The sequence below is a fragment of the Aeromonas sp. s13 genome (assembly GCF_040907905.1).
GTDB classification, from domain to species: Bacteria; Pseudomonadota; Gammaproteobacteria; order Enterobacterales; family Aeromonadaceae; genus Aeromonas; species Aeromonas veronii.
Genome location: NZ_JBFOCS010000006.1, coordinates 1 through 24,821, shown reverse-complemented (window position 1 = coordinate 24,821; position 24,821 = coordinate 1). Strand labels below are relative to the sequence as shown.

The following is a 24,821-nucleotide window of genomic DNA, read 5'->3' as shown; positions in this document are numbered from 1 at the left end:
GCGCTCCGTTTTGTTTTTGGCGGTGGCCGGGATTAGCGAACGATCAGCCCCAGCAGGATGCCGACCACACCGAAGTCGGAGTCACTGAAGGTGGTGTTGGCGAAGCCGAGGTCGCCCAGCACCGGCAGCAGGAACACCGGCAGAATGGTGAGCAGCAGCAGGCCGTTGGCGAAGGAGCCCAGGATGGCGCCGCGACGACCACCGGTGGCGTTGCCGAAGACCCCGGCAGCGGCGCCGACGAAGAAGTGCGGTACCACGCCCGGGATGATGACGGTCAGGCCCATGGCGTAGAGCAGCGCCATCCCCACCAGGCCGGCGGCAAAGCTCGACAGGAAGCCGATCAGCACTGCGTTGGGGGCGTAGGGGAAGACGATGGGGCAGTCGAGTGCCGGCTTGGCGTTCGGTACCAGCTTGTCGGAGATCCCCTTGAAGGCCGGAACGATCTCGGCGATGACCATCCGCACCCCCTGCAGGATGACGTAGACACCGGCGGCGAAGGTGATGGACTGCATCAGGGAGAACATGAACCAGTGCTTGCCCTTGGCGACGCTGGAGACAAACTCGGGGCCGGCGAAGGCGGAGGTCACCAGGAAGATGATGCCCATGGTGAAGGAGATGGCCACCGGGGTATCGCGCAGGAACAGCAGGCTCTTGGGCACCTGTACATCTTCGCAGCTGTGGGCCTTGTTGCCGAACTTGGCGCCGATCAGGGCGGAGAGCACGTAGGAGCAGGTGGAGAAGTGGCCCAGCGCCACGTCATCGGAGCCGGTGATCTGCTTCATGAAGGGGTGGGCGATGGCCGGGAAGAAGACCATGGCGACGCCGACCACCAGACTGCCCACCGCGATCAGCGGCACGCCGCTCATGCCGCCGGCAGAGAGGATCACCGCCACCATCATCGACATGAACAGGGTGTGGTGACCGGTCAGGAAGATGAATTTCCACGGGGTCAGGCGGGCGATCAGGATGTTCACCAGCATGGCGAAGAACATGATCATCGCCATCTCCTTGCCAAACGAGGTCTGGGCGATGGAGACGATGGCCTCGTTGTTGGGGACGACCCCCTTGATGCCGAAGGCGTGCTGGAAGATGACGGCAAAGTCACCCAGCGAGTTGATCACCAGGGTGGCACCGGCCCCCAGAATGACGAAACCCATGATGGTCTTGACCGTGCCCTTGATGCACTCGGTCACCGGTTTCTTCTGGGCAATCAGGCCGATAAGCGCGATCAGGCCGACCAGCACGGCGGGCTCGGACAGCACGTCAAACATCAGAAAGTTGAAAAATTCCATGGTCAGCTCCTGGCAATGGAAGATGCGGCCCGCAGGCCGCATGGAGGATCCTTAGAGGGCGCCCAGTTCGCGCAGGGCGGTGGCGAGCTTCTCTTTCATCGCGGCCTTGTCGACCATGTTGTCGAGGGCCACCAGGCGGCCATTGACGCCCATGGCTTGCAGCTGCTCGGCGATGTCGCGGGTGGCGACAAAGATCTCGGCGGTTTCGCTGCCGGCGGAGGCCAGATCGCGGTGATCCACCTCGGCGGTGACTGCCAGCTCTTTCAGGATGCTCTTGATGCTCATCTCCATTATCAGGCTGGTACCCAGACCGTGACCGCATACAACCAGAATTTTCATTGTCTCTTCCTCTGTCAGGTGCGCCGTGGCGCAGATCAGTAGCGCGCCAGAATGCGCAGGATGTCGTCTTTGGTGTCGGCCGCAATGATGGCCGCCACGTCCTCTTCATTCATAAACAGCTCGGCCAGCTGGGCGATGGTCTCCACGTGGGAGTTGCTGTCGCTGGCGGCCAGGGTGATCAGCAGCCGGATCGGGTCGTTGCCCTCGGAGTCGAAGTTGACCCCCTGCTTGATGACGGTCAGCCCCAGACCCAGCCGGTTGACTCCGTCCTCGGGGCGGGCATGGGGCATCGCCAGACCGGGGCCCAGTACGTAGTAGGGGCCGAGCTCTTCATGAGAGCGAAACAGTGCCGCCACGTAGGAGGGCTCGATGGTGCCATTGGCCAGCAGGGGCGCCGTGGCCAGCTCGATGGCGTGACGCCAGTCGCGGGCTACGGGTTCGATGCGGATGACATCCTCGGTCAGCAGTTGAGTCAGCATGGTGGTGATCCGGCTAGTTATGATGGCGCCAATCTATCGATCTTGCGGTGGTGAAACTGTGAAGATGATCGCGAAAGTTAGCGCTATCAGATAGCGCTAACATCAAACTGTGATAGCGCTATCACTTCACCCATTAACGGGAGTCATCCTGCCCTCATTGTGGGGGAAAGAGAGTAGAATCGGCCTTGAGCAAATGGTCAGTGGCGCTCTTTTGCCTTAAAGTGAGCAGCCGCAAGTCGAGGATGGGATGGATGTCAGAAGCAAAGAAGCGCCGTAGCACGGGTCGGGTGACCCTCAACGATGTGGCCCAGCTGGCCGGTGTGGGGGCCATGACGGTTTCCCGTGCCCTGCGCACGCCGGAGATGGTCTCCGACAGGATGCGCGAGCGCATCGAAGCTGCGGTGGAAGAGCTCGGCTATATCCCCAATCGGGCCGCCGGAGCGCTGGCCTCTGCGACTTCCCAGACCATCGTAGTGATCGTCCCGAGTCTGGCGGAAGCGGGCTGTGGCGAGATGATCGCGGGCCTGCAACAGACCCTGCTTGAGGAGGGGTATCAGATCATGCTGGGGGATGCCCAGCATCTGAAGCGGCAGGAAGAGAGCCTGCTGACCAGCTTTTTGCAGCACAATCCGGCGGCGGTGGTGCTGTTTGGGGGCGATCCCGGCGAGACGATCCGTACCCGCCTGAAAGCCTCCCGCCTGCCGGTGGTGGAAGTGGGTGCCATGGCCCGCAGCCCCATCGACATGAACGTGGGGGTCTCCAACTTCGATGCCGGTTATCAGCTCACCCGCCACCTGATCGAGCGTGGCTACCGCAATATCGGTTTTCTCTGTGCCCGTCAGGAGCAGTGGATGCTGCAACAGCGGATGCAGGGCTGGCAGAAGGCGCTGCTCGACAACTACCTCTCCCCCGATGCCATCATCAACACCTCGGAGCGGCCCAGCTTCAGCACTGGCGCCACCATGCTGGGGGAATTTCTGCTGCGCTGGCCCGAGCTGGACGCGCTGATCTGCGTCAACGACGAACTGGCGGCCGGGGTGCTGTTCGAGTGCCAGCGCCGCCATTTGAATGTGCCGGGCAAACTCGCCATCGCCGGATTTGACGATCTGGATGTGGCGCGCGCCTGTTATCCGACCCTTACTTCGGTCAGGATCCCCTATCGGAAAATGGGGCAGGAGGCTGCCGAGCTGATCCTGCGCCAACTGGCCGGGGAGTCCGTGATGGGCACTGCGCTGGCTCTCGATTTTCAACTGCAAAAGCGTCAAAGCAGCTGATCCCCGTTTCACACGTCATCAAAGAGGCAACCATGTTCAAGGCTCTGTTACTGGAAAACCAAGACGGCAAGACTGTTCCGACTCTGACCCGGCTGGCCGAGAGCCAGTTGCCGGAAGGTGAAGTGCGGGTGGCGGTCGCTTACAGCTCGATCAACTACAAGGATGGGTTGGCCATCACCGGCAAGGGCAAGATTGTGCGTCAGTGGCCGCTGGTGCCCGGTATCGACTTCGCCGGTACCGTGCTCGAGTCTGCCGACAGCCGCTATCAGCCCGGCGACAAGGTGGTGCTGACCGGTTGGGGCGTGGGCGAAGGGCACTGGGGCGGCATGGCCGAACAGGCGCGGGTCAAAGGGGACTGGCTGGTGCCGTTGCCCGCCGGGCTGGATGAACGGCAGGCCATGTGCATCGGTACCGCCGGTCTCACCGCCATGCTCTGCGTGCTGGCACTGGAAGAGGCGGGCATTACTCCCGAAAGCGGCGAGGTGCTGGTCACCGGCGCGGCTGGCGGCGTGGGCTCCACCTCGGTTGCCCTGCTGGCCGCCCTTGGCTATCAGGTGGCTGCGCTGACCGGTCGTCCGGAAGAGCAGGGCGCCATGCTCACTGCGTTGGGTGCCAGCCGCATCGTGCCGCGCAGCGAGCTGCTGGTGCCTGCCAAACCGCTGGAGAAGCAGCTGTGGGCCGGTGCCATCGATACCGTCGGCAGTCAGGTGCTGGCCAAGCTGCTGGCTCAGATGAACTATGGCGGCGCCGTGGCGGCCTGCGGGCTGGCGGGTGGCTTCGATCTGCCGACCAGTGTGATGCCCTTCATCCTGCGCAATGTGCGGTTGCAGGGGGTCGATTCGGTGATGTGCCCGTTTGAACGTCGTCAACTGGCATGGCAGCGACTGGCACGGGATCTTCCCGCCAGCTTCTTTGAACAGGCGGTTACCGAGATTGGGCTGGAGCAGGTAGTGGAGGCCGCCGAGGCCATCACGCAAGGCCAGATCGCCGGCCGGACTCTGGTCAAACTTTGAACTCCCCTTGACTGGCGAGCCCGATAATTCCGGATAAAATTGGAGTGCGGGTGAACTATCCAAGGAGAGTGAAGATGGGTGGACACAAGCCGGATTACGACTCCTCTGATGATGATTGGGAGCCGGATTCCTGGGAAGAAGAGCTGGATCAGTGGGAGGATGAAAGCTGGCAGGATGATGACACTTTCGATGACCAGTGAACCACGGCATTGAACGAACAGGCGGGCTTTGGGCCCGCCTGATTTTTTTGCCGCGCTCACATGGCTGAGTGTTCGTCCTTGGTCAGGGGCGGGCCGCTGAGTAGAATGAACTGCCCAAATGACGCTCAAGGATGACTATGCGACTCACCATCATATTGTTGGCTGCCCTGCTGGGTGGCTGTGTCTCCAACGATGATCCCTGCGAGAAGGTGTGGAGTGAGGTGGGGGAGGCGGATGGCAAGCTGGGCTTCACCACCGAGCGGATCGAGTTCCATCAGGGCCAGTGTGGCAAGAAGGTGGATCCTGAACTGTGGAAGCAGGGACATCAGAAGGGATTGGCATGGTATTGCCGCCCCGAGCACCTCTATCTGGCTGGCCGTTCCGGCGAGGAGTATCGCGGTGTTTGCCCGAATGATACCCAGGCACGCAGATTGTTCGAACAGGGGCGTCAGGGGTGGACCGATCAATGATATTTGAGATTGGGGAGAATATCGCTATCTCTATCAGTGACGTGATCTCATTGGTTGCGGGATTCATCGCTGTTGTGGCGGTATGGTATGCGCGGAAATCAGCTAAAGAGGCAGAGCGAGCCAATAATATGGGACGCCTGAATGCTTTGTTGTCTTTTCGAGCTCACTATCTCGAACTGATGCAGAATCAAGCACAAATGGCCGAAGTACTCCGCCAAAGTCCCAGTGGGATGGACGCTGTCTGGGCAAGACAGGTAGACCTAGACTCGAAATTACGTCAGGTGACCACCGAGCTTGAGCAGTACTACGCCAGACTTGTAAAGGATGAAATCTAGCAAGGTCCTCTTTGAACGGCGATTAGAGTGGAAAATTACTCCTCTTTCAAACGCAGCGGTTGGCAGAGGTAACCCTTGTCATTGGCGCTACGGGCGCACTTGCTGCAGACAAACTTGGGTTTGCGCACGATTTTTCTCAGCGCCTTGAGATCGGTGGGGATCTCGTGACGGCGCCATTCACACAGGGTTTTGCTGCCCATAACGACTACCTCTACGACTTGACGGTCGTATTGTAATCGATTTTCATTTCGAATAAACCGACAAAGCTCGCTTATTGGCCGATATGCCAATAAGCGATTGTTTCGGGAGGGATTACTGGTAGAGGAACTTGGTGAAGATAAGCTCGCGCACCGCTTTCTTGCCGGTCTCTTTCACCAGCAGTTCGTTGACGGTTGTCTCGCACTCCTTGCGCAGCTCTTCTCTGTTGGTCAGGGACTTCACTTGATCGGCATTTTTGCTGCCAATCAGACGGATGATGGCATCGCGGATCAGCGGGTCATGCTGCTCCAGCAGTTTGAGGTCGGCTTCGTTTTCCGCCATCAGCTCTACCGTGACCCGGATATAACCGAGGGTTTTGCTATCACTCAGGTAGTTGGTGATGATGTCGGGATCGAGCGCGTGGTAGGAGAAACCGGGCTTGGCAGCCCCCTCTGCGCCCTCGGCGGGCGGCTCATCTTCAGCCAGAGCTTGCTGCTGCAGGGCGCCACAGCTCAGTAACAACACCAGCAGAATTTTGAAGATCTTCATATAGATGGCTCATCAGCAAGAGATAACCCATTTTTGATGTTGCCATCGGGGCCGTCAAGCACGGATGTTCTTACATTTCGCTATTGATTTACGGATAATAAACCGGATTTTAACCTGAACACGGAAATCTCTGGATGGTGAAGCTGTGAAGTCCGAGTTGACTGTTCCCCTCACGCCGTTAAGCGGGTGGCTGGCCCCCGAATGTTGCGAATTGCCCGCCAGCTTGCGCCCCTGGCTGCTGGAGCCCGGCTCCATGACTCGGCGTCTGCGTCAGCACAATCGCCACTTTTCGGTGGAGTGGCTGGGTAATCACCCGGTCGCCCTTACTGCCGATGAACAGTGGCTGGTGGATTCCGCCTCGCCGGCCGGTACCTGCCGCGAGGTAATACTGCACGGGGATCGTGGGCCCGCCGTGCTGGGCTGGACCCTGTTTGCCGATGACGCACTGCAAGGGAGCGGCATTGCCGAGCTTGGCGAGCAGCCGCTGGGTGAGCGGGTATTTGGCCATGAGCCTGCCCGCCGCGATCACCTGCAGCTGGCCCGTTTCGATATTGCCGCCAATCCCCGTTGCCCGGCCGCCACTGTCTGGGGGCGTCGTTCCCGTCTGTTTCTGGGGCAGTGGCCACTGCTGGTGCACGAGCTGTTTCTGCCCTCTCTCGTCTGTGACAAGGAGCTGGAGTGAATCTGTTAACCAAGGAGCGGGGACTTGCCTACATGCAGCTGGCCCGCGTCGACAAACCCATAGGCACTCTGCTGCTGCTGTGGCCAACCCTGTGGGCGCTCTGGCTGGCCGCTGGTGGCCTGCCCAATCTCTGGGTGCTGACCGTGTTTGTGGTCGGGGTCTTTCTGATGCGCTCGGCAGGGTGCGTGATCAACGACTATGCGGATCGCAACTTTGACGGCCACGTCAAACGCACCGCCGGTCGCCCCTTGCCTACGGGTAGAGTCAAGCCGTGGGAAGTGCTGGCGCTCTTCTTCGTGCTGGCGCTTATCTCGTTTGGTCTGGTGCTGACCATGAATCCGCTCACCATCGGCCTGTCGTTTGTCGCCCTGCTGCTGGCGGTGAGTTACCCCTTCATGAAGCGCTTTATCTCGAACCCCCAGCTGGTGCTCGGGATGGCCTTCTCCTGGTCGATCCCGATGGCCTATGCGGCGCAGGCGGATGCCCTGCCGCTGGTGGCCTGGCTGCTCTTCTTCGCCAACCTGCTCTGGACCGTGGCTTACGACACCCAGTACGCCATGGTGGATCGGGATGACGACCTCAAGATCGGCCTCAAATCCAGCGCCATCCTGTTTGGCCGTTACGACAAGCGGATCATCGGCGCACTGCAACTCTCGACGCTGCTGCTGTTGCTGGCAGTCGGGCAGCTGATGACGCTGGGGGGTTGGTATTACTGGGGATTGCTGGGGGCGGCGGTGCTGTTTGTCTATCAGCAGCGGCTCATTCGCGAGCGGCAGCGGGAAGCCTGCTTCCAGGCGTTTCTCAACAACAACTATGTGGGGGCGTTGGTGTTTGCCGGTCTGGTGCTCGATTACCTGCTGGCGTGACATGTTCCCGCGCAGACTCCGATAAAAATGAAGGCCGCATGATGCGGCCTTCTTTGTTTGCGTTGCAGATTAGAGCTGATTGCCCGCCTGAATGGTGCGGCGGATCTTGTTGCTCAGCAGCGGCACTATGTTGTCGGCCAGCGCCTGGAAGCGGCCGAGATCCGGCTTGCACTCGGGAGAGAGGTAACCCTCTTTGCGCAGCGTGTGGATCAGGGTGCTGAACAGCTTCTGGTCGAAGAACTCGGGGGCGTTGATGCCGTGCAGGGTGCCGAGGCGCTCTGCCATCATCAGGCCGTCCGCCTCCAGCTGCTCCGCCTCGATATGAGGCTGGGCCAGCACCCGGGTCAGCACGATGGCGTAGCGTTGCAGGGTCTCCTGAATACTCTCCGCCAGCAGCAGCAGGCGCATCTGGTTGGCCGGATTGACCCAGTAGCCGTCATCGCGGGTCTCGATCAGTTGCTGGGTCTGCAGCGCGTCGAGCAGGCTGTCAACCAGCGCCGGTAGCTCCTCCTCTTCATAACGCAGGAACAGCTCGGTCTTGAGCAGCGGATAGATGTCGATGCAACGAGCCATGATCTCGCTGCGGGAGATCCCCTCGCAGCGTTCGATTAGTGCCGCCACCAGAGAGGGCATGGCAAACAGGTGGAGGATGTTGTTGCGGTAGTAGGTCAGCAGGATCGCCTGATAGCGGTCGAGACTGATGATCTGCCCCAGCTTGTCCTCGCTCACCTCGAACTTGTTGAGCTCCATCGCCTGATCCAGCAGGGTCTTGGCATCCTCATCCGGAATGGTGCTCTGCGGGCTGTAAGGCACCGCTTTGAGCAGATCCAGATAGGTGTTGAGCTGGGCCTGCAACTCGTCGCGGGTCAGGGCGTGGCGCTCGGCGGCCAGCAGCGCCAGCGCGCTCAGGGTCAGGCCGTTGACCGCGGCAGCGCCGTTGATGCGGGTCATCAGCAGTTCGGCCAGATTGTTGACGGTGCCCGCCATCCACTCCGGACGTTCCTCTTCCCCGATGTGCTTTTTCCAGTCGGGGATATGTTCGCTCAGGTAGCTGTTGAGGGTCAGCGGCTCGCCGAAGTTGACGAAACCACGGCCGTAGTTGCGCAGCTTGCGCAGGATGCCGAGCACCTGCAGGAAGCTCTCTTTCTCCTTGCGGCTCCCTTTGAGCTCGTTGTGGTAGGTGTTCACCTCCATCACGTGCTCGTAACCCAGATAGACCGGCACCAGAGTGACCGGCCTGTCCAGCCCGCGCATCATTGCCTGCAGGGTCATCGCCAGCATGCCGGTCTTGGGCGGTAGCAGACGGCCGGTACGGGAGCGACCACCTTCGGTGAAGAACTCTACCGAGTAACCCTTGGCAAACAGCAGGTTGAGGTATTCCCGGAATACCGTGCTGTAGAGCGGGTTGCCCTTGAAGGTGCGGCGAATGAAGAAGGCACCGCCGTGGCGGAAGATCGGGCCTGCCGGCCAGAAGTTGAGATTGATGCCAGCCGCGATATGGGGCGGCACCATCCCCTGGTGGTAGATGACGTAGGAGAGCAGCAGGTAGTCCATGTGGCTGCGGTGACAGGGAACGTAGACGATCTCGTGCCCTTCCTGCGCCAGCTGGCGTACCTTCTCGGCGCCATTGACCGACAAACCGCGGTAGAGCTTGTTCCACAGCCAGCCGAGGAAGCTCTCGCCCAGGCGGATCAGCCGGTAGGAGAAGTTGGAGGCGATCTCGTCCATGTAGCCATGGGCACGCTTTTGCGCCTTCTCGAGGCTGATCCCCTCGCGCTGGGCCTCCTCCTCAATCGCCTGCTGGATCACCGCGGAGTCGAGCAACTGCTTGAACAGCAGGTTGCGGTTCGGCAGTTTCGGGCCGGTGGCGGCCAGCTGCTGGCGGCTGAAGTGGGTACGGGCCACTCGCGCCAGCTTGTGGGCTATCGCCTCGTCGGTGCCGTGCTTGTCTGCCATATAGCGCAGGGAGAGCGGCGGCGAGAAGCGCACCAGATTCTCGCGACCCTTGAGGATCACGATAAGCGCCTTCTTCAGCCGGTTCGGCGCCAGGCTGCTGATGATGTTGAGGCCGGAGGCTTCTTCCCCTTCCCGACCCGGAGCGCGGCCCCAGAACAGGGTGACGGGCACTACCTGGATATCCAGCGCGGGATCCTGCTTGTGCAGATCCAGCAGCTGGTGGAACTCCTGCAGGAAGGGGAGCGGTTTGCTGCGTTTGCCAAACAGGGGAGGCGGACGATCCAGACAGACATAGCGCGGCAGCAGCTGGCCGTTCAGTTCCAGCTGCGTGAAGGGACCGGGCAGACCGAGATCCTCGCAGCACTGCTGCAGGGTCATCAGGTCGGTGATCGAACTGGTTTTCAGGGCATAGACGATGGGTCTGGCCGGATCCAGATTGAGTTCTGTGATGGGATTTTCCGGCAGGCTCTTGTGATTGACCAAGCCGCTGACCGGCCATTGCAAGATGGCTCTGGAAATCTTCTGTCCTAGGGACATGTGCGTCTGCTCTCCAAAAAAATGCGGCGTGAGCATAGCAAATCGGCAGCCCCTTGTCGCCGAGAGGTACGATGAGTCAGCTGCGCAGGATCAAAACAGCAGTAAATGAGGGGTTGGTTGCGACAAATGTCAGCTGCGCCTTGCCTTGGCCACTGCACTGTATATACTGCCAGTGTGCTGTATAAAAAGACAGGTGCCAATTCTATGAAACCCCTTACCCCCCGCCAGGCCGAAGTGCTGGAGCTGATCAAGGTGAACATGAGCGAGACCGGTATGCCGCCGACTCGTGCCGAGATTGCCCAGAAGCTTGGTTTCAAGTCGGCCAATGCGGCCGAAGAACATCTGAAGGCCCTGGCCAAAAAAGGGGTCATCGAGATCATGCCGGGCACGTCCCGCGGCATTCGCCTGTTGCTCGAAGAGGAAGAGGTGCTGGAAGAGAGCGGCCTGCCGCTCATCGGCAAGGTGGCTGCCGGTGAACCCATCCTGGCTCAGGAGCATATCGAGAGCCACTATCAGGTTGATCCCGCCCTGTTCCACCCGCGCGCTGATTTTCTGCTGCGGGTGCAGGGGATGAGCATGAAGAACATCGGCATTCTGGATGGCGATCTGCTGGCGGTGCACAAGACCCAGGAGGTGCGCAACGGTCAGGTAGTGGTCGCCCGTCTCGATGAGGATGTCACCGTCAAGCGCTTCCAGCGCAAGGGCAGTCAGGTATGGCTGCTGCCGGAGAATGAAGAGCTCTCCCCCATCGAGGTGGACCTCTCCTGCCAGCAGCTCACCATCGAAGGACTGGCTGTCGGGGTGATCCGCAACGCCGACTGGATGTAATCATCCCCGCCAACTGCGTTTGCCACACGGCCTCCTTCGGGAGGTCGTGCTGTTTCTGGCGCACTTTCCCTGTCATATCAAACAGATCATCGGTGGCGGCATTTTTGTCCTGCGCGACCGGCTACCAATCATCCATTTCAGATATATGCTCAGATCAGTGCCCTGTCGCCGAGACAGGGCTTGGCACCTCCCTCTGACCATCACAATGCGCCGGGACGGGAGGGCCGGTAACAACGAGAATCGGGCAGTACACCTTCACGGGATATGAAGGGGGAGTGGGGAGATCCCGAGCCTTGTCAGGCAAAGGGGACCACTCGTAATGGTTGCAGATAGTCGTGACGGGCCTGTTCCCAGTTCAGGCCGACGAAGCAACATGACCTGTCGGTCAAGGAGGACTGGTATGGCATCAAGATCGCCATGGGATTCAGAGGCTGGGGCTGCGCCAGCGGAATCGTCAATCACCCGTTTTGTCAAAGGTAGCCGGATGACCTGGTTTTACGGTCTCTGGCTGCACCATCGAGGGTCGCACTGGACGCTCTGGCTGGGATGTCCGAAAGAGAAGGTGGTGCGTCTGGTGCTGCTGTTCAAACGTGGTCATGGCGATCGCCAGGGGGAAGAGGGCTGGCTGGCCCCCGTGATTCCCATCGGCGTGCGGGCCATCGGCAAGATGTTGCAGCAGGGGCGTAACGCTCGCCCCTGAGCAGAAGAGACAAACAAATCCATCCATAACCGGCACCCGAGGGGGCCGGTTTTTTTATGGCCGCAACTGGCGATTAATTATGCCAAATGGTCGACTCCTGACAGGGCGTTGCACAAGGTTGAACCACCTTGGCGGCTCGCTGGGGTACAATGCCTCCCTCTTGTCCGGTCACTGCTGGCCATCTGCCTCGAACTGAAAGGGTCTCTTGTTATGATGAAGCTCCGCTATCCCCTGCTCTTTCTGCTGCTGACAGCCTGCCTGATCCTGGTGTTCTACGCCACGCAGCCAGAGCAGCCTGAACAGGCTGACTACTATCCGGCGGGGCGGGACATCAATGATTTCGCCTTTACCGATGCGGACAACCAGCCGTTCACCCCTGCCAACCTGAAGGGGCACTGGACCTTCCTGTTTGTCGGCTACACCTTCTGCCCCGATATCTGCCCCACCACCCTGGCAGATATGCGCTCCGTCTATGACCAGCTGAAGAAGATGGCGCCCGACAGTCAGGTGGTGTTTATCTCGGCGGATCCCCAGCGTGACGATATTCCACGCCTCAAGACCTATACCGCCTTCTTCAATCCCGAGTTCAAGGCGGCCACTGCCCCCCACGACAAGCTGTTCCCGTTCGTGCGCAATCTGGGGCTCATCTACTCCATCGCCAATCAGGGGGAGAAGGATTACCTGATCGATCACTCCGCCTCCATCGTGCTCATCAATCCCAAGGGCAAGCTGCAGGCGGTGTTCCGCCCGCAGGTGGCGCCGGGTCAGGTGCCCAGGGTGCAGATGGCCACCATGCTCTCTGATTTCGCCCGCATTCTGAAGCTGGCAGGCCACTGAGCGTGACCCCAGCTGTTGCCCCCTGGTGGCGAGATCCCTCTCGCCACCGCGCCGTCTTTGCGCTCGCCCTGCCCATGGTTTTCTCCAATATCACCACCCCCTTGCTGGGGCTGGTGGACACCTGGGTGATCGGTCATCTCGGTCAGGCCTGGTTTCTGGGGGGCGTTTCGGTCGGTGCAACCCTGATCAACCTCATCTTCTGGCTGCTCGGCTTTTTGCGGATGTCGACCACCGGGCTGACGGCGCAGGCGCACGGCGCCGCCGACGGTCGTGCCCAGCTCGATACCCTGCTGCGGGCGCTGGGGCTGGCCATTGCTCTCGGTCTGGCGCTGCTGTTGTTGCTCTTCCCCCTGTTGCCACGGTTGATCGCCCTGAGTGGCGGCTCGCCCGAGGTGCAGCTCTATGCGGGCCAATATGTGGCGGTGCGGATCTGGAGCGCCCCGGCGGCGCTCTGCAATCTGGTGATCATGGGCTGGCTGTTGGGGATGCAGGATGCCCGCAGCCCCATGGTGATGCTGATCCTCACCAATCTGGTCAACATGGCGCTCGATGCCCTGTTTGTGCTGGGGCTCGGCTGGCAGGTGCGGGGTGTGGCGGCAGCCTCGGTCATGGCGGACTACTGCGCGCTGGCAGTCGGTATCTGGCTGGTACGCCGTCAGCTGCGGCAACTGGCGCTGACGGTGTGGCAAGATGGCTGGCAGCGCTGGCGGCAGTTCGCGCCCATGGTGCGGCTGCTCGGCCTCAACCGCGATATCTTCCTGCGCTCCCTCTGTTTGCAGCTCTGCTTCGCCTTCATGACTCTGCAAGGGGCGCGGCTGGGGGATGTAGCGGTGGCCGCCAATGCGGTGCTGCTCAACTTCCTGATGCTCATCTCCTACGGGCTCGATGGTTTTGCCTATGCGGTGGAGGCCATGGTAGGACGAGCCATCGGTCAGCAGGATCGGCAGAAACTGCGGGAGGCCATCGTGCTCAATCTGGGCTGGGCCGCCCTCATCGCCAGTGGTTTTACCCTGGTGTTTGCCCTCTTCGGTGCCCACCTTATCGGCTATATCACCGACATTCCGGCCGTGGTGGCGGAGGCACATCGTCAGCTTCCCTGGCTGATCGCCATGCCCTTGCTGGCGGTCTGGTGTTTCCTGCTGGATGGCGTATTTATCGGGGCGACCCGGGCGCGGGAGATGCGCAACAGCATGTTGCTGGCCGCGTTTGGCGGCTTCTTCCCGATCTGGTGGCTCTGTCAGTCGTGGGGCGTGGCCGCGTTATGGGCGGCGATGGCGGCGCTGATGGTGGGGCGCGGTCTGTCGCTGGGGGTCACTTGCTGGCGGCTGGAGCGCAGCGGGCATCTGCACGACGCCCGCCACTGAGCATCGGTGGCGCTTACATGGCACCGTCGTAGCCGAGCTGGCGCCAGCTCTCGTAGACAAAGACAGACACCGCGTTGGAGAGGTTCATGCTGCGGCTCTGGGGCACCATAGGGATGCGCAGCCGCTGCTCGAATGGCAGGCTCTCGATGATCTCGATGGGCAGACCGCGACTCTCCGGGCCAAACAGCAGGGCGTCGCCAAGGGCATATTGAGCTGCCGAGTGCGCGGTGCGGCCCTTGGTGGTGCAGGCAAACACCCGCTTGGGCGCCACGGCGGCCAGAAAAGCCTCATAGCTCGGCCAGCGCTTCACCTCGGCAAATTCGTGATAGTCGAGTCCCGCCCGCTTTACCCGCTTGTCATCCCACTCAAACCCCAGCGGCTCGATCAGATGGAGCCGGTAACCGGTATTGGCGCAAAGCCGGATGATATTGCCGGAGTTGGGCGGAATTTCCGGCTGGTAGAGGACGATATCGAGCATGACGAGCTCCTGCAAAGAGATGTAAAGCCAAGAAGGGGCGCCAGCATACCCAGCGCCCGTCCGGATGAAAAGGATCAGGCGATGGGCAAGCGGATGGTGATGGTCAGCCCGGTCGGGTGATTGTTGCTGGCCGAAATGGTACCGCCGTGGCGCTGTATTGCCTCCGAGGCGATGGCCAGCCCCAGCCCGGTGCCGCCAGTCTTGGCGTTGCGGGCATCATCGACCCGGAAAAAGGGCTGGAACAGCAGCGCCTGCTGCTCGTCAGGCACCCCGGGGCCGTCATCCCGAATGGTCATCACCCACTCCAGTCCCTCCCGATACCAGTCCACCTTGATGAACTCGCGGGCATATTTGAGGGCGTTGCGCAGGGGGTTCTCCACCGCCCGGGCCAACAGCTCGGGCCACATCTGGATCGACTCGGCAGGCAGCGGCGGCAGTCTGAGCTGTTTGCCACTCTGGTTTGCCTCGAACATGGCATCTTCGAGGATGGGTTCCAGCATGTCGGCCAGCGGGTGCACCACCGGCGCCTCCACATGCTGCTGCACCCGCGACAGATCCAGCAGATCGCCGATCAGCTTGTCCAGCCGCCCGATCTCCGATTCGATCCGCGCCAGCTCGGCGCTGTCACCCTGCTTGCGGCGGATCAGCGCCTGCGCCAGTTGCATCCGGGTGAGGGGGCTGCGCAGCTCGTGGGAGATATCGGAAAGCAGCTGTTTCTGCTTCTGGATCATGCTCTTGAGCGTCTCTACCATGCGACTGACGTTGTCCGCCAACTGGCCGATCTCGTCGCCCCGTCCCAGGTTGGGGATCTGTACCTCCAGATTGCCAGCCGCCAGTTGGGAGACCGATTTTTGCAACTGCAGGATGGGCCGGGTCAGCCGCCAGGCGAGCAGCAGGCAGAGCGGGGTGCTGACCAGCATCGAGATGCCCAGAATGCGGATCGGGTGATCAAGCACCTGAATAAACAGGAACAGGTAGGGATTCTCGGCATTGAGGCCGAAATAGACGTGATAGCGATGGCCGTGGTGCTCCATCAGGAAGGGGCCTGCGATCGCCTTGCGATCCTCGTTGCCCAGCATGGGATTGGCCGGGTCATCGGCATCCACCATAAAGCGCACCACGAACTTGCGCGGATGGGTGGTGGACTGGATCTGCCCCTTCTCGTCGCGCAGGTAGACGTTGTCCACCGGCAGCATGGCGATCTTGTCCATCGCCTTGGCCAGATCGAAATCCTGATCCGGCTCGGCAGCGTTGAGCAGAGCCTGCACATTGTTCTGCATCCGCGCCACTTCGTGGGTCGGCAGCGGGATCTGGTTGCGGGGATCCAGGGTTGGCAGGCTGATCACGGCGGCCAGCATCACCAGCAGCATGAACCAGAACCAGAGGAAGATGTGGGTCGAGATCCCGTTGAGGGAGTTGATGCGCTCTATTCTTGCTCTAGCCACAGGTAACCGCGCCCCCGTACGGTTTTGAAGCGGGGCTGGCCATCGGTGCGGTCCGGCAGCTTTTTGCGCAGGTTGCTCAGGTGCATGTCGATGGCCCGATCGAAGGGTTCCAGCTTCTTGCCCAGCACCTGCTCGGAGAGGTGGCTCTTGCTGACGATCTGGCCGGGATTACGCAGCAGGCACTCCAGCAGGCCAAACTCGGTGGCGGTCAGCTCCAGCAGCTGTTCGCCGCAGCGGGCCTGCTGCAGGCCGGGTTGCAGCACGATATCCATGAAGTGCACTTCGTCGGAGGAGTTGCCGCGCTGGGGCGGGGCGCTCTGGGTTCGGCGCAGGATGGCACGTACCCGGGCGAGCAGTTCCCTGTCATCGAATGGCTTGGCCAGATAGTCGTCGGCGCCCGCCTCCAGACCGTTAACCCGATCCTGGCTGTCACCGCGGGCGGTCAGCATCAGCACCGGGGTGTCGTGGGTCTTGCGCAGCTTGGTCAGCATGGCAAAGCCGTTGAGCTTGGGCATCATCACGTCCAGCAACACCAGATCGAAGCTCTGCTCCGCCAGCCGTTGCAGTCCCTCTTCACCATCCTCGGCGACCGTGACCTGAAATCCCTCCAGGGTCAGAATTTCGGTGAGCAGTTGGGTCAATTCAAGATCGTCGTCGACCAGGAGTATTCTGTTCATCTGGTGTTATTCCGCAGATTTTCGCGCCAAACTGACGCCGGGGTCAGGGTATAATAAGTTTTTCATCGCCAGAGGAAAGCCGGTTTTGAGCCATCAACAATATTCCCGTTGGGTGACCTTTGCCAGCATAGCGGCGGTCACTACCGCTACCTTGCTGATCATCGGCAAACTGATCGCCTGGCTGATGACCGACTCGTCGACCCTGCTGGCATCGCTCACCGACTCCTTCATGGATGTGAGTGCCTCCATCATCAACCTGCTGGCCATTCGCTATGCGCTGGCCCCCGCCGATGACGAACACCGTTTCGGTCACGGCAAGGCGGAGTCGCTGGCGGGCCTCATCCAGTCGGCCTTTATCTCCGGCTCCGCCTTGCTGCTGGTGATGCACGGAATTTCATCCCTGCTCAATCAGGCGCCTATCCTGCGGCTGGAAGCGGGTCTCTGGGTCAGCGGTGGCTCCATCGTGCTGACCCTGCTGCTGGTCAGCTTCCAGAGTTTCGTTATTCGCAAGACCAACAGCGTGGCCATCAAGGCCGACATGCTGCACTACCGTTCCGATCTGCTGCTCAATGCCGGTGTCTTGCTGGCGTTGGTGCTGGCGGGGCAGGGGTGGTATTGGGCCGACGGCCTGTTTGCCATCCTGATCGGGCTATTCCTGTTGTGGGGGGCGGGACACATCGGCTACGAGTCGGTGCAGGCCCTGCTCGATCGTCAGTTGCCAGCGGAAGAACAAGCGAGAATAATGGCGCTCTGCTGTGCCGTAGAAGGTGTACACGGCGTACATGACCTGCGCACCCGTCAATCCGGGCCGACCCGATTCGTACAGTTGCATCTTGAACTGGATGATCAGATCCCCCTGGTCAAGGCCCATCAGATCGCCGATGAAGCCGAACTGGCGGTACGCCAGGCATTCGAGCGGATGGATGTCATCATCCACATGGACCCCATCTCGGTGCTGACAAAAGAACAACAGAGCCCTCACCCAGAACAACAGTAGGCTGCAACATGGATGAACTGGTTGCCAAAACCTGGCACAAAATTCAGCAAGAAGCGGAGTGCATGGCGGCCCAGGAGCCGATGCTGGCCAGCTTCTTCCACTCCACCATTCTAAATCACAAGAATCTGCGTTCGGCGCTGAGCTTCCAGCTGGCCAACAAACTCGACAGCGCCACCATGCCCGCCATCGCCCTGCGCGAGGTGATCGAGCTGGCCCTGCGCAGCGAGCCCGAGCTGCTGACGGTAGTGGCGGCCGACATCTGCGCCGTGCAGGAGCGGGATCCGGCGGTCGACCTCTTCTCCACCCCGCTGCTCTATCTCAAGGGGTTCCATGCCCTGCAGGGGTATCGGGTCGCCAACTGGCTGTGGCGTCAGGGGCGCCGCTCGCTGGCCCTCTATCTGCAAAACCAGATCTCGGTGGTGTTCGGGGTGGATGTGCACCCGGCCGCCCGCATCGGCAAGGGGATCATGTTCGACCACGCCACCGGCATAGTGGTGGGCGAGACGGCGGTGATTGAAGATGATGTCTCCATCCTGCAGAGCGTGACCCTCGGTGGTACCGGCAAGGAGAGCGGCGATCGCCATCCCAAGATCCGCGAAGGGGTGATGATAGGGGCGGGCGCCAAGGTGCTCGGCAATATCGAAGTGGGCGTGGGCGCCAAAATTGGCGCGGGCAGCGTGGTGATCAACCCGGTGCCGCCTCATACCACGGTCGCTGGCGTACCCGCCAAGATCGTCGGCCGTCCGGAGTGCGACAAGCCTTCACTGGATATGGATCAGTGTCTCTGATCTCCCGGCCGGAGTAGTCGATGGCCAAACGCTGGTCGGGTTATCTGATTTTGGGGATGTGGCTGCTCAACATGCTGCATCTCTATCTGGGGCTCTCCCCCTGGCCAGCGGCCATTGCGGCCTGGGGGGCATCACTGCTCACCTGGCCCTGGCTGGTGGGGGCCGCCAAGCGGCAGGCGCTGGCCCTGTATGGCGCGGCGCTGTTGCTGCTCTTCTTCTCCTGGTGGCAGGGAGCGACCCTCACCGCCGGTGACTGGCTGCTGCCCAACATCAATATGCTCACCATGTTTGCCGCGGTGAGCACTCTCAACCTCGCCACCTCAGGTCTCTTGACCGGCACCACCTCCTGGACCGGGCGCAAGGGGCTGTGGAGCACCATGGCCAGCCTCAATCTGCTGGGGGCGGTCATCAACCTCTCGGTGCTGTTTATCATCGGCGATCGGCTGGAGCGCAATGGAACCCTGGAGCGGCGTCAGGTGATGGTGCTGAGCCGGATCTTCTGTGCCGCTGCCTTCTGGTCGCCCTTCTTTGTCGCCATGGCGGTGGCGCTCACCTATGCGCCGGGCTTGCAGCTCTCCCATATTTTGCCGTTCGGGATCCTCGCCGCCTTGCTGGCGATGGGGCTGACTGCCTGGCAGGTGGAGCGGATCGGGGTGGCTGACTTTGCCGGTTATCCGCTGCGGTTGCAGACCCTGGGGTTGCCGGTCACGCTGGCGCTGCTGGTACTGCTCATCAAGCACATCTGGCCCCAGCTCGGCATTCTGGCGGTGATCGCGCTGGTGGCCCCGCTGCTGGCGCTGCTCTTTATGCCGAGGGTTGGGCGCAAGGCGGCCCTCAAGCGGCAGGTGGTGGAGCGCTTCCCCGCCATCGGTGGTCAGCTGGTGCTGTTTCTGGGGGCCGGTTTGCTGGCGGCAGGCATCAACAGTGCGTTGTCGGTCATCGATCTCGGTGCCGGTCATGGCCTGCCACTGTTCAACCACTTTGGCTGGCTTGAGGCATCGCTCACTCTGCTGCTGATACTGCTGGTGGCCATCGTCGGGGTGCATCCGCTCATCAGTATCTCCGGGCTGGCGCCGCTGCTCTGGCCGCTGGCGCCGGATCCCAGCCTGCTCGGCATGTGTTTCCTGCTGGGGTGGGGGCTTGCCACCGGCACCAGTCCGCTCTCCGGATCCAATCTGGCGCTGGCCTCCCGCTACAACCTCAGTGCCGGGCTGATCCTGCGCTGGAACCTGCTCTACGGCCTGCTGATGTATGTGGTTGCCTGTCTATTGCTGGGGGCTTATATCGCCTTGCATGGATAACGGCGGTTCCGTTGGAAGGGGGAAAATGATGCGCGGGTGGCGGGGCCTTTTACGCACGGTTCAGTGTGTTGTCGCGGCTCGGGCGCAGGATGCGAGAAAAATAGACGCATATTTAGACAATACATCTATGGAAGGCGCATTTTACAGCGCACTGGCTTGTTTGTGCCGATGCGCTCGGGGTATGCTGGCTTCACGCGCTTGAATCGCCCTCTGTGGGGCATCGCAATTGAACATACAGGTATGCATATGTCACTAGAAGTCCTTGAGCAACTCGAATCCAAAGTACAATCCGCCGTCGACAACATCTCCCTGCTGAAGATGGAGCTGGACGAGCTGAAAGAGCAGAACAGCAAGCTGCAAGACGAGAACCATCAGCTGCGCAACGAGCACACTGCATGGCAGGAGCGTCTGCGTGCCCTGCTGGGCAAAATGGATCAGATGGGCGAAACCATCTAATTCATCGCCTTCAGGCAGAATTGAAAACGGGCCGCTCCATGAGCGGCCCGTCTGTTTTTGGCGGGATGGGAATTACAGCGCCAGCAGCTGCTTGACTGTCTTCTCGATCCCGTCTGCCGCTTCGACTATGTTGTTGGCCAGCATGTAGGCGGGGGTGGAGATCACCTTGCGCTCCTGATCCACCACGAATTCGTTGACCGGGCTGTTGAGATGGCTGCCGCCCATCGCCTCGATGGCGTTGGCGGTACTCTCGTCATGGCCGATGGTCGCCAGCGTCCCGGCACCATAGATCAGCGGGATCATGGCGGGTGCGATGCAGATATAGGCGGCCGGTTTGTTGGCGTTGGCAAAGCTCTGGCACGCTTTCAGCACATCGGGCTGGATCTGGCACTCCGCCCCCTTGATAGCGAAGTCGCACAGGTTCTTGGCCGCGCCAAAGCCGCCGGGCACCAGCAGCGCGTCGTAATCGGCCGCATCCAGCTCGGCCACATCCTTTATCTGGCCACGGCAGATACGTGCCGCTTCGACCAGCACATTGCGGCTCTCTCCCTCGCTCACTTCGCCGGTCAGGTGGTTGATGACATGGAGCTGCGCCACGTTCGGGGCGAAGCACTGGACGGCGGCTCCCTGACGGGCCAACGCCAGCAGGCTGATGACGGCCTCGTGGATTTCGGCCCCGTCAAAGACACCGCAGCCACTCAAAATCACGGCCACTTTTTTCATGGCAAACTCCTCGTTATTGAAAATGTGAGCCAAGATGGATTGTTGTACTTTTGTATGGTTATCGCTCGCCCTCCGCTGGTCAAGTCATCTTGCTGTGCTAGGATTGTTTCGTTTTGGATCCTGCCGTACCTACTCCCTTAAATCTTTTTCCACATTGATCGAGATCATTCTAACTGTCTCACGATCGGTTTTTACGATCTCAATGTATTGTTTTTAATGGATTTTTATATTCTTATGCACAGTTTTATCACTGCGCGCTCTGATGCGTCCCATTTTTGAACACAGAGTTATCCACAGACTGAGTCCCTTTATCAGGCGCTGTGTGCTGTTGCTGAGCCCCTTGGTGTGAGGGGGGCCCTGTGGCATCCTAGCGGCTGTTTATCTCTGGCAGGACGATTTCATGGCCCCTAGCAACCCCCTTATTCTGGTCGACGGCTCCTCTTATCTTTACCGCGCCTTCTTCGCCTCCCAGCAGGCTGATCTGCGCACATCGACCGGTTTGCCGAGCGGCGCCGTCCGTGTCATGGCCAACATGATGCGCAGCCTGCGCAAGCAATATCCTGACTGTCATGTGGCCGTGGTGTTTGATGCCAAGGGCAAGACCTTCCGCGACGACATCTATCCCGAGTACAAGGCGACCCGTGCCAGCATGCCGGACGATCTGCGCAGCCAGGTTGCCCCTATCCACCAGATGATCAAGGCGATGGGCTTCCCCTTCCTGATGGTGGAAGGGGTGGAGGCAGACGATGTGATCGGCACCCTGGCCCGCCAGGCGACCGAGAAGCAGCTGCCGGTACTGATCAGCACCGGTGACAAGGATATGGCGCAGCTGGTCTCCGACCATGTCACCCTGATCGACACCATGAAAGATGTGAAGACCGATCGGGAAGGGGTGATCGAGAAGTTTGGCGTACCGCCCGAGCTCATCATCGACTATCTGGCCCTGATGGGTGACAAGGTCGACAACATTCCCGGTATGACCGGTGTCGGCGAGAAGACCGCACTGGCTCTGCTGCAGGGGATTGGCAGCATCGACGAGATTGCCGCCAACCTCGACAAGGTAGCTGCCCTCGGCTTCCGTGGCTCCAAGGCGTTCGCCGACAAGTTCCGCGAGCAGGAGGAGCAGGTTCGTCTCTCCTATCGACTGGCGACCATCAAGACCGATGTCGAGCTGGAACAGAGTCTGGAAGAGCTGTTGCTCAAACCGGTCGACAAGGAGTCCCTGCTGGCGGTCTATCGCGAATACGAGCTGCGCAACCTGATCAAAGAGCTGGAATCCGGTGGTGAAGAGGGCAGCGAGAGCGCCGGACAAGACGAGGCTGGCGATGAGAGCGCCGCTCCGGTTGCCGCCATCGAAACCGACTACCGCTGCATTCTGGACGAAGCCGAGTTTGACGGCTGGCTGGAACAGCTGAAAGCGGCACCGTTGTTTGCCTTCGATACCGAAACCACCAGTCTCGACTATATGGAAGCGCGGATCGTCGGCGTCTCCTTCGCGGTTGAGCCGGGCAAGGCTGCTTATGTGCCGTTTGGCCATGACTATCTGGGGGCGCCGGTACAGCTGAGCGAGGCCGTGGTGTTGGGCAAGCTCAAACCGCTGCTGGAAGATCCGACCCGTCTCAAGGTGGGACAGAACCTCAAGTACGATCGCAACGTGCTGCTTAACCATGACATCGACCTGCAGGGCATTGCCTACGACACCATGCTCGAGTCCTACGTGCTCAACTCCACCGCCAGCCGCCACGACATGGATTCGCTGGCCAAGCGTTACCTCGGGGTCGAGACTACCTCGTTTGAAGATATCGCGGGCAAAGGGGTGAAACAGCTCACCTTCAACCAGATCGAGCTGGAGCAGGCGGCCCCTTATGCGGCGGAAGATGCCGATATCACCCTGCGTCTGCATCAGGCGCTGTGGGGCAAGCTCTCTGCCGAACCGGGCCTCGCCAAGGTATTCAGCGAGATCGAATTGCCCCTGCTGCCAGTGCTGGCGCGGATGGAGTTGCTCGGCACCACCATCGATCCCAAGCTGCTGCACCAGCAGAGCCAGGAGATCGAGCTGCGGTTGGCGGAGCTGGAGAAGCAGGCTCACGAGCTGGCCGGGCAGGAGTTCAACCTCTCCTCGCCCAAGCAACTGGGGGAGATCCTCTTCACCAAGCTGGGCCTGCCGATCATCAAAAAGACTCCGAAGGGTGCGCCATCCACCGCAGAAGAGGTGCTGGCCGAGCTGGCGGAGACCTACGAGCTGCCGCAGCTGCTGATGGAGCACCGTGGGCTGGCCAAGCTCAAGTCCACCTACACCGACAAGTTGCCGCTGATGATCAAGCCGCAGACCGGGCGGGTACACACCTCCTATCATCAGGCGGTAGCGGCTACGGGCCGTTTGTCATCATCTGATCCCAACCTGCAGAACATCCCGGTGCGCAACGAGCAGGGGCGCCGGATCCGTCAGGCCTTCATCCCGAGCGCCGGTTACAAGCTGGTGGCGGCGGACTACTCCCAGATCGAGCTGCGCATCATGGCGCACCTTTCCGGTGACAAGGGGCTGCTGACCGCCTTTGCCGAGGGCAAGGACATCCACAAGGCGACTGCCGCCGAGGTGTTCGGCGTGGCGCTCGATGCGGTCACCACTGACATGCGCCGCAGCGCCAAGGCGATCAACTTCGGCCTTATCTACGGCATGAGCGCCTTCGGTTTGGCCAAGCAGCTGGGGATCGGTCGTGCCGAAGCGCAGAAGTACATGGATCTCTACTTCGAACGCTACCCGGGCGTGCTGGAGTATATGGAGCGTACCCGCCAGCAGGCGGAAGCCCAGGGTTATGTCGAGACCCTGTTTGGCCGTCGCCTCTATCTGCCGGATATCAAGTCCCGCAACGCCGGTCTGCGCAAGGCAGCCGAGCGGGCCGCCATCAACGCGCCTATGCAGGGCACGGCCGCCGATATCATCAAGCGCGCCATGATCACCGTGGACAGCTGGATCCGCGGTATCGAGGATGAGTCGATCCGCATGCTGATGCAGGTACACGATGAACTGGTGTTCGAGATCCGTGAAGAGAAGCTGGAGGAGTACATCGCCATCATCAAGGAGAAGATGTCGGCCGCTGCCGAACTGCATGTGCCGCTGCTGGTGGAAGCGGGTACCGGTGACAACTGGGATCAGGCCCACTGATTTCCGGTCAGCCGTTCTGCACGGCTATATAGCTATATAAGAAGCGAAGCCCGGCATTATGCCGGGCTTCCTGTTTCTGCCAGCCCTATCAGGTCTCTTGCAGATACTCATCCTTGAGCAGCACATAGTTGTCAGCCGAGGTCTTGAGAAAGGCGATCTCGGCAGGTTTGAGCGGGCGAGCCTGTTTGATGGGATTACCTATATATAGAAAGCCCGACTCGAGTCGCTTGCCCGGTGGCACCAGCGAACCTGCGCCGATCATCACATCATCTTCAACCACGACGCCATCAAGCAGAATGGCACCCATGCCGACCAGCACCCGGTCGCCGATGGTGCAGCCGTGAAGCATCGCCTTGTGACCCACAGTGACATCTTCACCGATCAGCAGCGGATAGCCGGTCGGGTTGCTGGCGCTCTTGCGAGTCAGGTGCAGCACAGTGCCGTCCTGAATATTGCTGCGGGCGCCGATGCGGATATGGTTCACATCTCCCCGCGCCGCCACCATGGGCCAGATGCTGGCGTCGTCGGCCAGCTCGATATCGCCCACCAGTGTTGCGCAGGGATCTACATACACCCGTTTGCCCAGTTGCGGGCGTGTTCCCTTATAGGGTCTCAGTCGCAAGTCCATCTTGGCCTCCTTGTTTTCGGCCATTCTAGCAATCTCGAACCGGTTTCTGTGGATAAGCTTGTATAAAAGCTGTGGTTGGATATGAATAACTAAAAAAGTGCTGTTTTTTGCAATTTTATTGCAGATAAGGGGTTGCCAGAAAGAATCTGTTCCCTATAATGCGCCTCCATCGACAGGGCAAGCGGCAACGCAAACAACCTCGTCGATAACCTCGAAAAGCCTTTGAAAATAAGGCTTGACTCG

At 60.6% G+C, this 24,821-nt stretch carries 27 protein-coding genes; 16 read left to right on the top strand and 11 right to left on the bottom strand.

Annotation, left to right across the window (positions count from 1 at the left end; genetic code table 11):
- Positions 1-32 precede the first annotated feature (32 nt).
- The 3 genes from AB5Y82_RS00765 to AB5Y82_RS00755 are packed head-to-tail and all read right to left on the bottom strand — an operon-like array spanning position 33 to position 2,110.
- A complete protein-coding gene (locus AB5Y82_RS00765) occupies positions 33-1,292 on the bottom strand; it encodes a PTS ascorbate transporter subunit IIC (RefSeq protein WP_005357405.1) in 1,260 nt (419 codons plus the stop codon).
- Positions 1,293-1,343: 51 nt separating this feature from the next.
- The gene (locus AB5Y82_RS00760; RefSeq protein WP_368173525.1) at positions 1,344-1,631 is read right to left on the bottom strand and encodes a PTS sugar transporter subunit IIB; all 288 of its coding nucleotides are present in this window, start codon (positions 1,629-1,631) and stop codon (positions 1,344-1,346) included.
- 35 nt (positions 1,632-1,666) lie between these two features.
- Positions 1,667-2,110, bottom strand: coding sequence for a PTS sugar transporter subunit IIA (locus AB5Y82_RS00755; RefSeq protein WP_111901318.1), 444 nt, complete (start codon positions 2,108-2,110; stop codon positions 1,667-1,669).
- A 251-nt stretch (positions 2,111-2,361) separates the two neighbouring features.
- On the opposite strand from AB5Y82_RS00755, the gene AB5Y82_RS00750 reads away from it, so the two are divergent.
- The 5 genes from AB5Y82_RS00750 (at position 2,362) to AB5Y82_RS00730 (ending at position 5,402) form a co-directional block, all read left to right on the top strand.
- Positions 2,362-3,384 (top strand): LacI family DNA-binding transcriptional regulator, encoded by a 1,023-nt coding sequence (locus tag AB5Y82_RS00750; protein WP_111901317.1) that lies wholly within the window; start codon positions 2,362-2,364, stop codon positions 3,382-3,384.
- A 32-nt stretch (positions 3,385-3,416) separates the two neighbouring features.
- Entirely contained in the window at positions 3,417-4,397 is a 981-nt protein-coding gene (locus AB5Y82_RS00745; RefSeq protein WP_111901316.1) for an MDR family oxidoreductase, read from the top strand.
- 74 nt (positions 4,398-4,471) lie between these two features.
- Entirely contained in the window at positions 4,472-4,597 is a 126-nt protein-coding gene (locus AB5Y82_RS00740; RefSeq protein ID WP_005339521.1) for a hypothetical protein, read from the top strand.
- A gap of 137 nt (positions 4,598-4,734) precedes the next feature.
- Positions 4,735-5,067, top strand: coding sequence for a DUF2799 domain-containing protein (locus tag AB5Y82_RS00735; RefSeq protein WP_040069401.1), 333 nt, complete (start codon positions 4,735-4,737; stop codon positions 5,065-5,067).
- Positions 5,064-5,402: a hypothetical protein gene (locus AB5Y82_RS00730; protein WP_111901315.1), complete on the top strand. Its 339-nt coding sequence runs from the start codon at positions 5,064-5,066 to the stop codon at positions 5,400-5,402. Before AB5Y82_RS00735 ends, AB5Y82_RS00730 begins: the two co-directional genes overlap by 4 nt.
- A 35-nt stretch (positions 5,403-5,437) precedes the next feature.
- Here the strand turns inward: AB5Y82_RS00730 and AB5Y82_RS00725 are convergent, their stop codons facing one another.
- Together AB5Y82_RS00725 and AB5Y82_RS00720 are read right to left on the bottom strand one after the other, a co-directional pair.
- Positions 5,438-5,602: a hypothetical protein gene (locus AB5Y82_RS00725; protein WP_005339525.1), complete on the bottom strand. Its 165-nt coding sequence runs from the start codon at positions 5,600-5,602 to the stop codon at positions 5,438-5,440.
- A 112-nt stretch (positions 5,603-5,714) separates the two neighbouring features.
- Entirely contained in the window at positions 5,715-6,149 is a 435-nt protein-coding gene (locus AB5Y82_RS00720; protein ID WP_005339527.1) for a flagellar basal body-associated protein FliL, read from the bottom strand.
- A 145-nt stretch (positions 6,150-6,294) separates the two neighbouring features.
- On the opposite strand from AB5Y82_RS00720, the gene AB5Y82_RS00715 reads away from it, so the two are divergent.
- Both AB5Y82_RS00715 and ubiA read left to right on the top strand, forming a co-directional pair.
- The gene (locus AB5Y82_RS00715; RefSeq protein ID WP_005339534.1) at positions 6,295-6,831 is read left to right on the top strand and encodes a chorismate lyase; all 537 of its coding nucleotides are present in this window, start codon (positions 6,295-6,297) and stop codon (positions 6,829-6,831) included.
- Positions 6,828-7,697, top strand: a complete 870-nt coding sequence (ubiA, locus tag AB5Y82_RS00710) for a 4-hydroxybenzoate octaprenyltransferase (protein WP_005339536.1) — start codon at positions 6,828-6,830, stop codon at positions 7,695-7,697. Before AB5Y82_RS00715 ends, ubiA begins: the two co-directional genes overlap by 4 nt.
- A 69-nt stretch (positions 7,698-7,766) precedes the next feature.
- Here ubiA and plsB read toward each other — a convergent pair whose 3' ends face one another.
- Entirely contained in the window at positions 7,767-10,190 is a 2,424-nt protein-coding gene (plsB, locus tag AB5Y82_RS00705; RefSeq protein WP_113740645.1) for a glycerol-3-phosphate 1-O-acyltransferase PlsB, read from the bottom strand.
- A 204-nt stretch (positions 10,191-10,394) separates the two neighbouring features.
- On the opposite strand from plsB, the gene lexA reads away from it, so the two are divergent.
- The 4 genes from lexA (at position 10,395) to AB5Y82_RS00685 (ending at position 13,919) form a co-directional block, all read left to right on the top strand.
- Positions 10,395-11,018, top strand: coding sequence for a transcriptional repressor LexA (gene lexA / locus AB5Y82_RS00700; RefSeq protein WP_005339540.1), 624 nt, complete (start codon positions 10,395-10,397; stop codon positions 11,016-11,018).
- 484 nt (positions 11,019-11,502) lie between these two features.
- Positions 11,503-11,718, top strand: coding sequence for a hypothetical protein (locus tag AB5Y82_RS00695; protein WP_019446524.1), 216 nt, complete (start codon positions 11,503-11,505; stop codon positions 11,716-11,718).
- Positions 11,719-11,928: 210 nt separating this feature from the next.
- Positions 11,929-12,555, top strand: a complete 627-nt coding sequence (locus AB5Y82_RS00690; RefSeq protein ID WP_005339543.1) for an SCO family protein — start codon at positions 11,929-11,931, stop codon at positions 12,553-12,555.
- 74 nt (positions 12,556-12,629) lie between these two features.
- Complete coding sequence (locus tag AB5Y82_RS00685) at positions 12,630-13,919, top strand: MATE family efflux transporter (protein ID WP_236759477.1); 1,290 nt, start codon at positions 12,630-12,632, stop codon at positions 13,917-13,919.
- 13 nt (positions 13,920-13,932) lie between these two features.
- Here the strand turns inward: AB5Y82_RS00685 and trmL are convergent, their stop codons facing one another.
- The 3 genes from trmL to AB5Y82_RS00670 form a co-directional block, all read right to left on the bottom strand.
- Entirely contained in the window at positions 13,933-14,397 is a 465-nt protein-coding gene (gene trmL, locus AB5Y82_RS00680) for a tRNA (uridine(34)/cytosine(34)/5-carboxymethylaminomethyluridine(34)-2'-O)-methyltransferase TrmL (protein WP_139747640.1), read from the bottom strand.
- A gap of 74 nt (positions 14,398-14,471) precedes the next feature.
- Complete coding sequence (locus AB5Y82_RS00675) at positions 14,472-15,842, bottom strand: ATP-binding protein (protein ID WP_162519713.1); 1,371 nt, start codon at positions 15,840-15,842, stop codon at positions 14,472-14,474.
- A complete protein-coding gene (locus tag AB5Y82_RS00670) occupies positions 15,824-16,519 on the bottom strand; it encodes a response regulator (RefSeq protein ID WP_005339549.1) in 696 nt (231 codons plus the stop codon). The genes AB5Y82_RS00675 and AB5Y82_RS00670 overlap by 19 nt, the downstream gene beginning before the upstream one ends.
- Positions 16,520-16,604: 85 nt before the next feature.
- Between AB5Y82_RS00670 and AB5Y82_RS00665 the strand changes: the two genes are divergently transcribed.
- From AB5Y82_RS00665 to AB5Y82_RS00650, 4 genes are all read left to right on the top strand, one after another.
- Positions 16,605-17,516: a cation diffusion facilitator family transporter gene (locus AB5Y82_RS00665; RefSeq protein ID WP_005339551.1), complete on the top strand. Its 912-nt coding sequence runs from the start codon at positions 16,605-16,607 to the stop codon at positions 17,514-17,516.
- Between the two features lie 8 nt (positions 17,517-17,524).
- Positions 17,525-18,304 (top strand): serine O-acetyltransferase, encoded by a 780-nt coding sequence (gene cysE, locus AB5Y82_RS00660; protein WP_005339552.1) that lies wholly within the window; start codon positions 17,525-17,527, stop codon positions 18,302-18,304.
- 20 nt (positions 18,305-18,324) lie between these two features.
- Positions 18,325-19,605, top strand: coding sequence for a hypothetical protein (locus AB5Y82_RS00655; RefSeq protein WP_111901311.1), 1,281 nt, complete (start codon positions 18,325-18,327; stop codon positions 19,603-19,605).
- Between the two features lie 246 nt (positions 19,606-19,851).
- On the top strand, positions 19,852-20,061 hold the full coding sequence (locus AB5Y82_RS00650) for a cell division protein ZapB (protein WP_005339554.1): 210 nt from the start codon (positions 19,852-19,854) through the stop codon (positions 20,059-20,061).
- A gap of 72 nt (positions 20,062-20,133) precedes the next feature.
- On the opposite strand, the gene elbB is transcribed toward AB5Y82_RS00650, so the two are convergent.
- Positions 20,134-20,784, bottom strand: coding sequence for an isoprenoid biosynthesis glyoxalase ElbB (gene elbB / locus AB5Y82_RS00645; RefSeq protein ID WP_368173524.1), 651 nt, complete (start codon positions 20,782-20,784; stop codon positions 20,134-20,136).
- A gap of 400 nt (positions 20,785-21,184) precedes the next feature.
- On the opposite strand from elbB, the gene polA reads away from it, so the two are divergent.
- A complete protein-coding gene (gene polA / locus AB5Y82_RS00640) occupies positions 21,185-23,950 on the top strand; it encodes a DNA polymerase I (protein ID WP_368173523.1) in 2,766 nt (921 codons plus the stop codon).
- 88 nt (positions 23,951-24,038) lie between these two features.
- Here polA and AB5Y82_RS00635 read toward each other — a convergent pair whose 3' ends face one another.
- Positions 24,039-24,578, bottom strand: a complete 540-nt coding sequence (locus AB5Y82_RS00635; protein WP_263719176.1) for a gamma carbonic anhydrase family protein — start codon at positions 24,576-24,578, stop codon at positions 24,039-24,041.
- Positions 24,579-24,821: the final 243 nt, after the last annotated feature.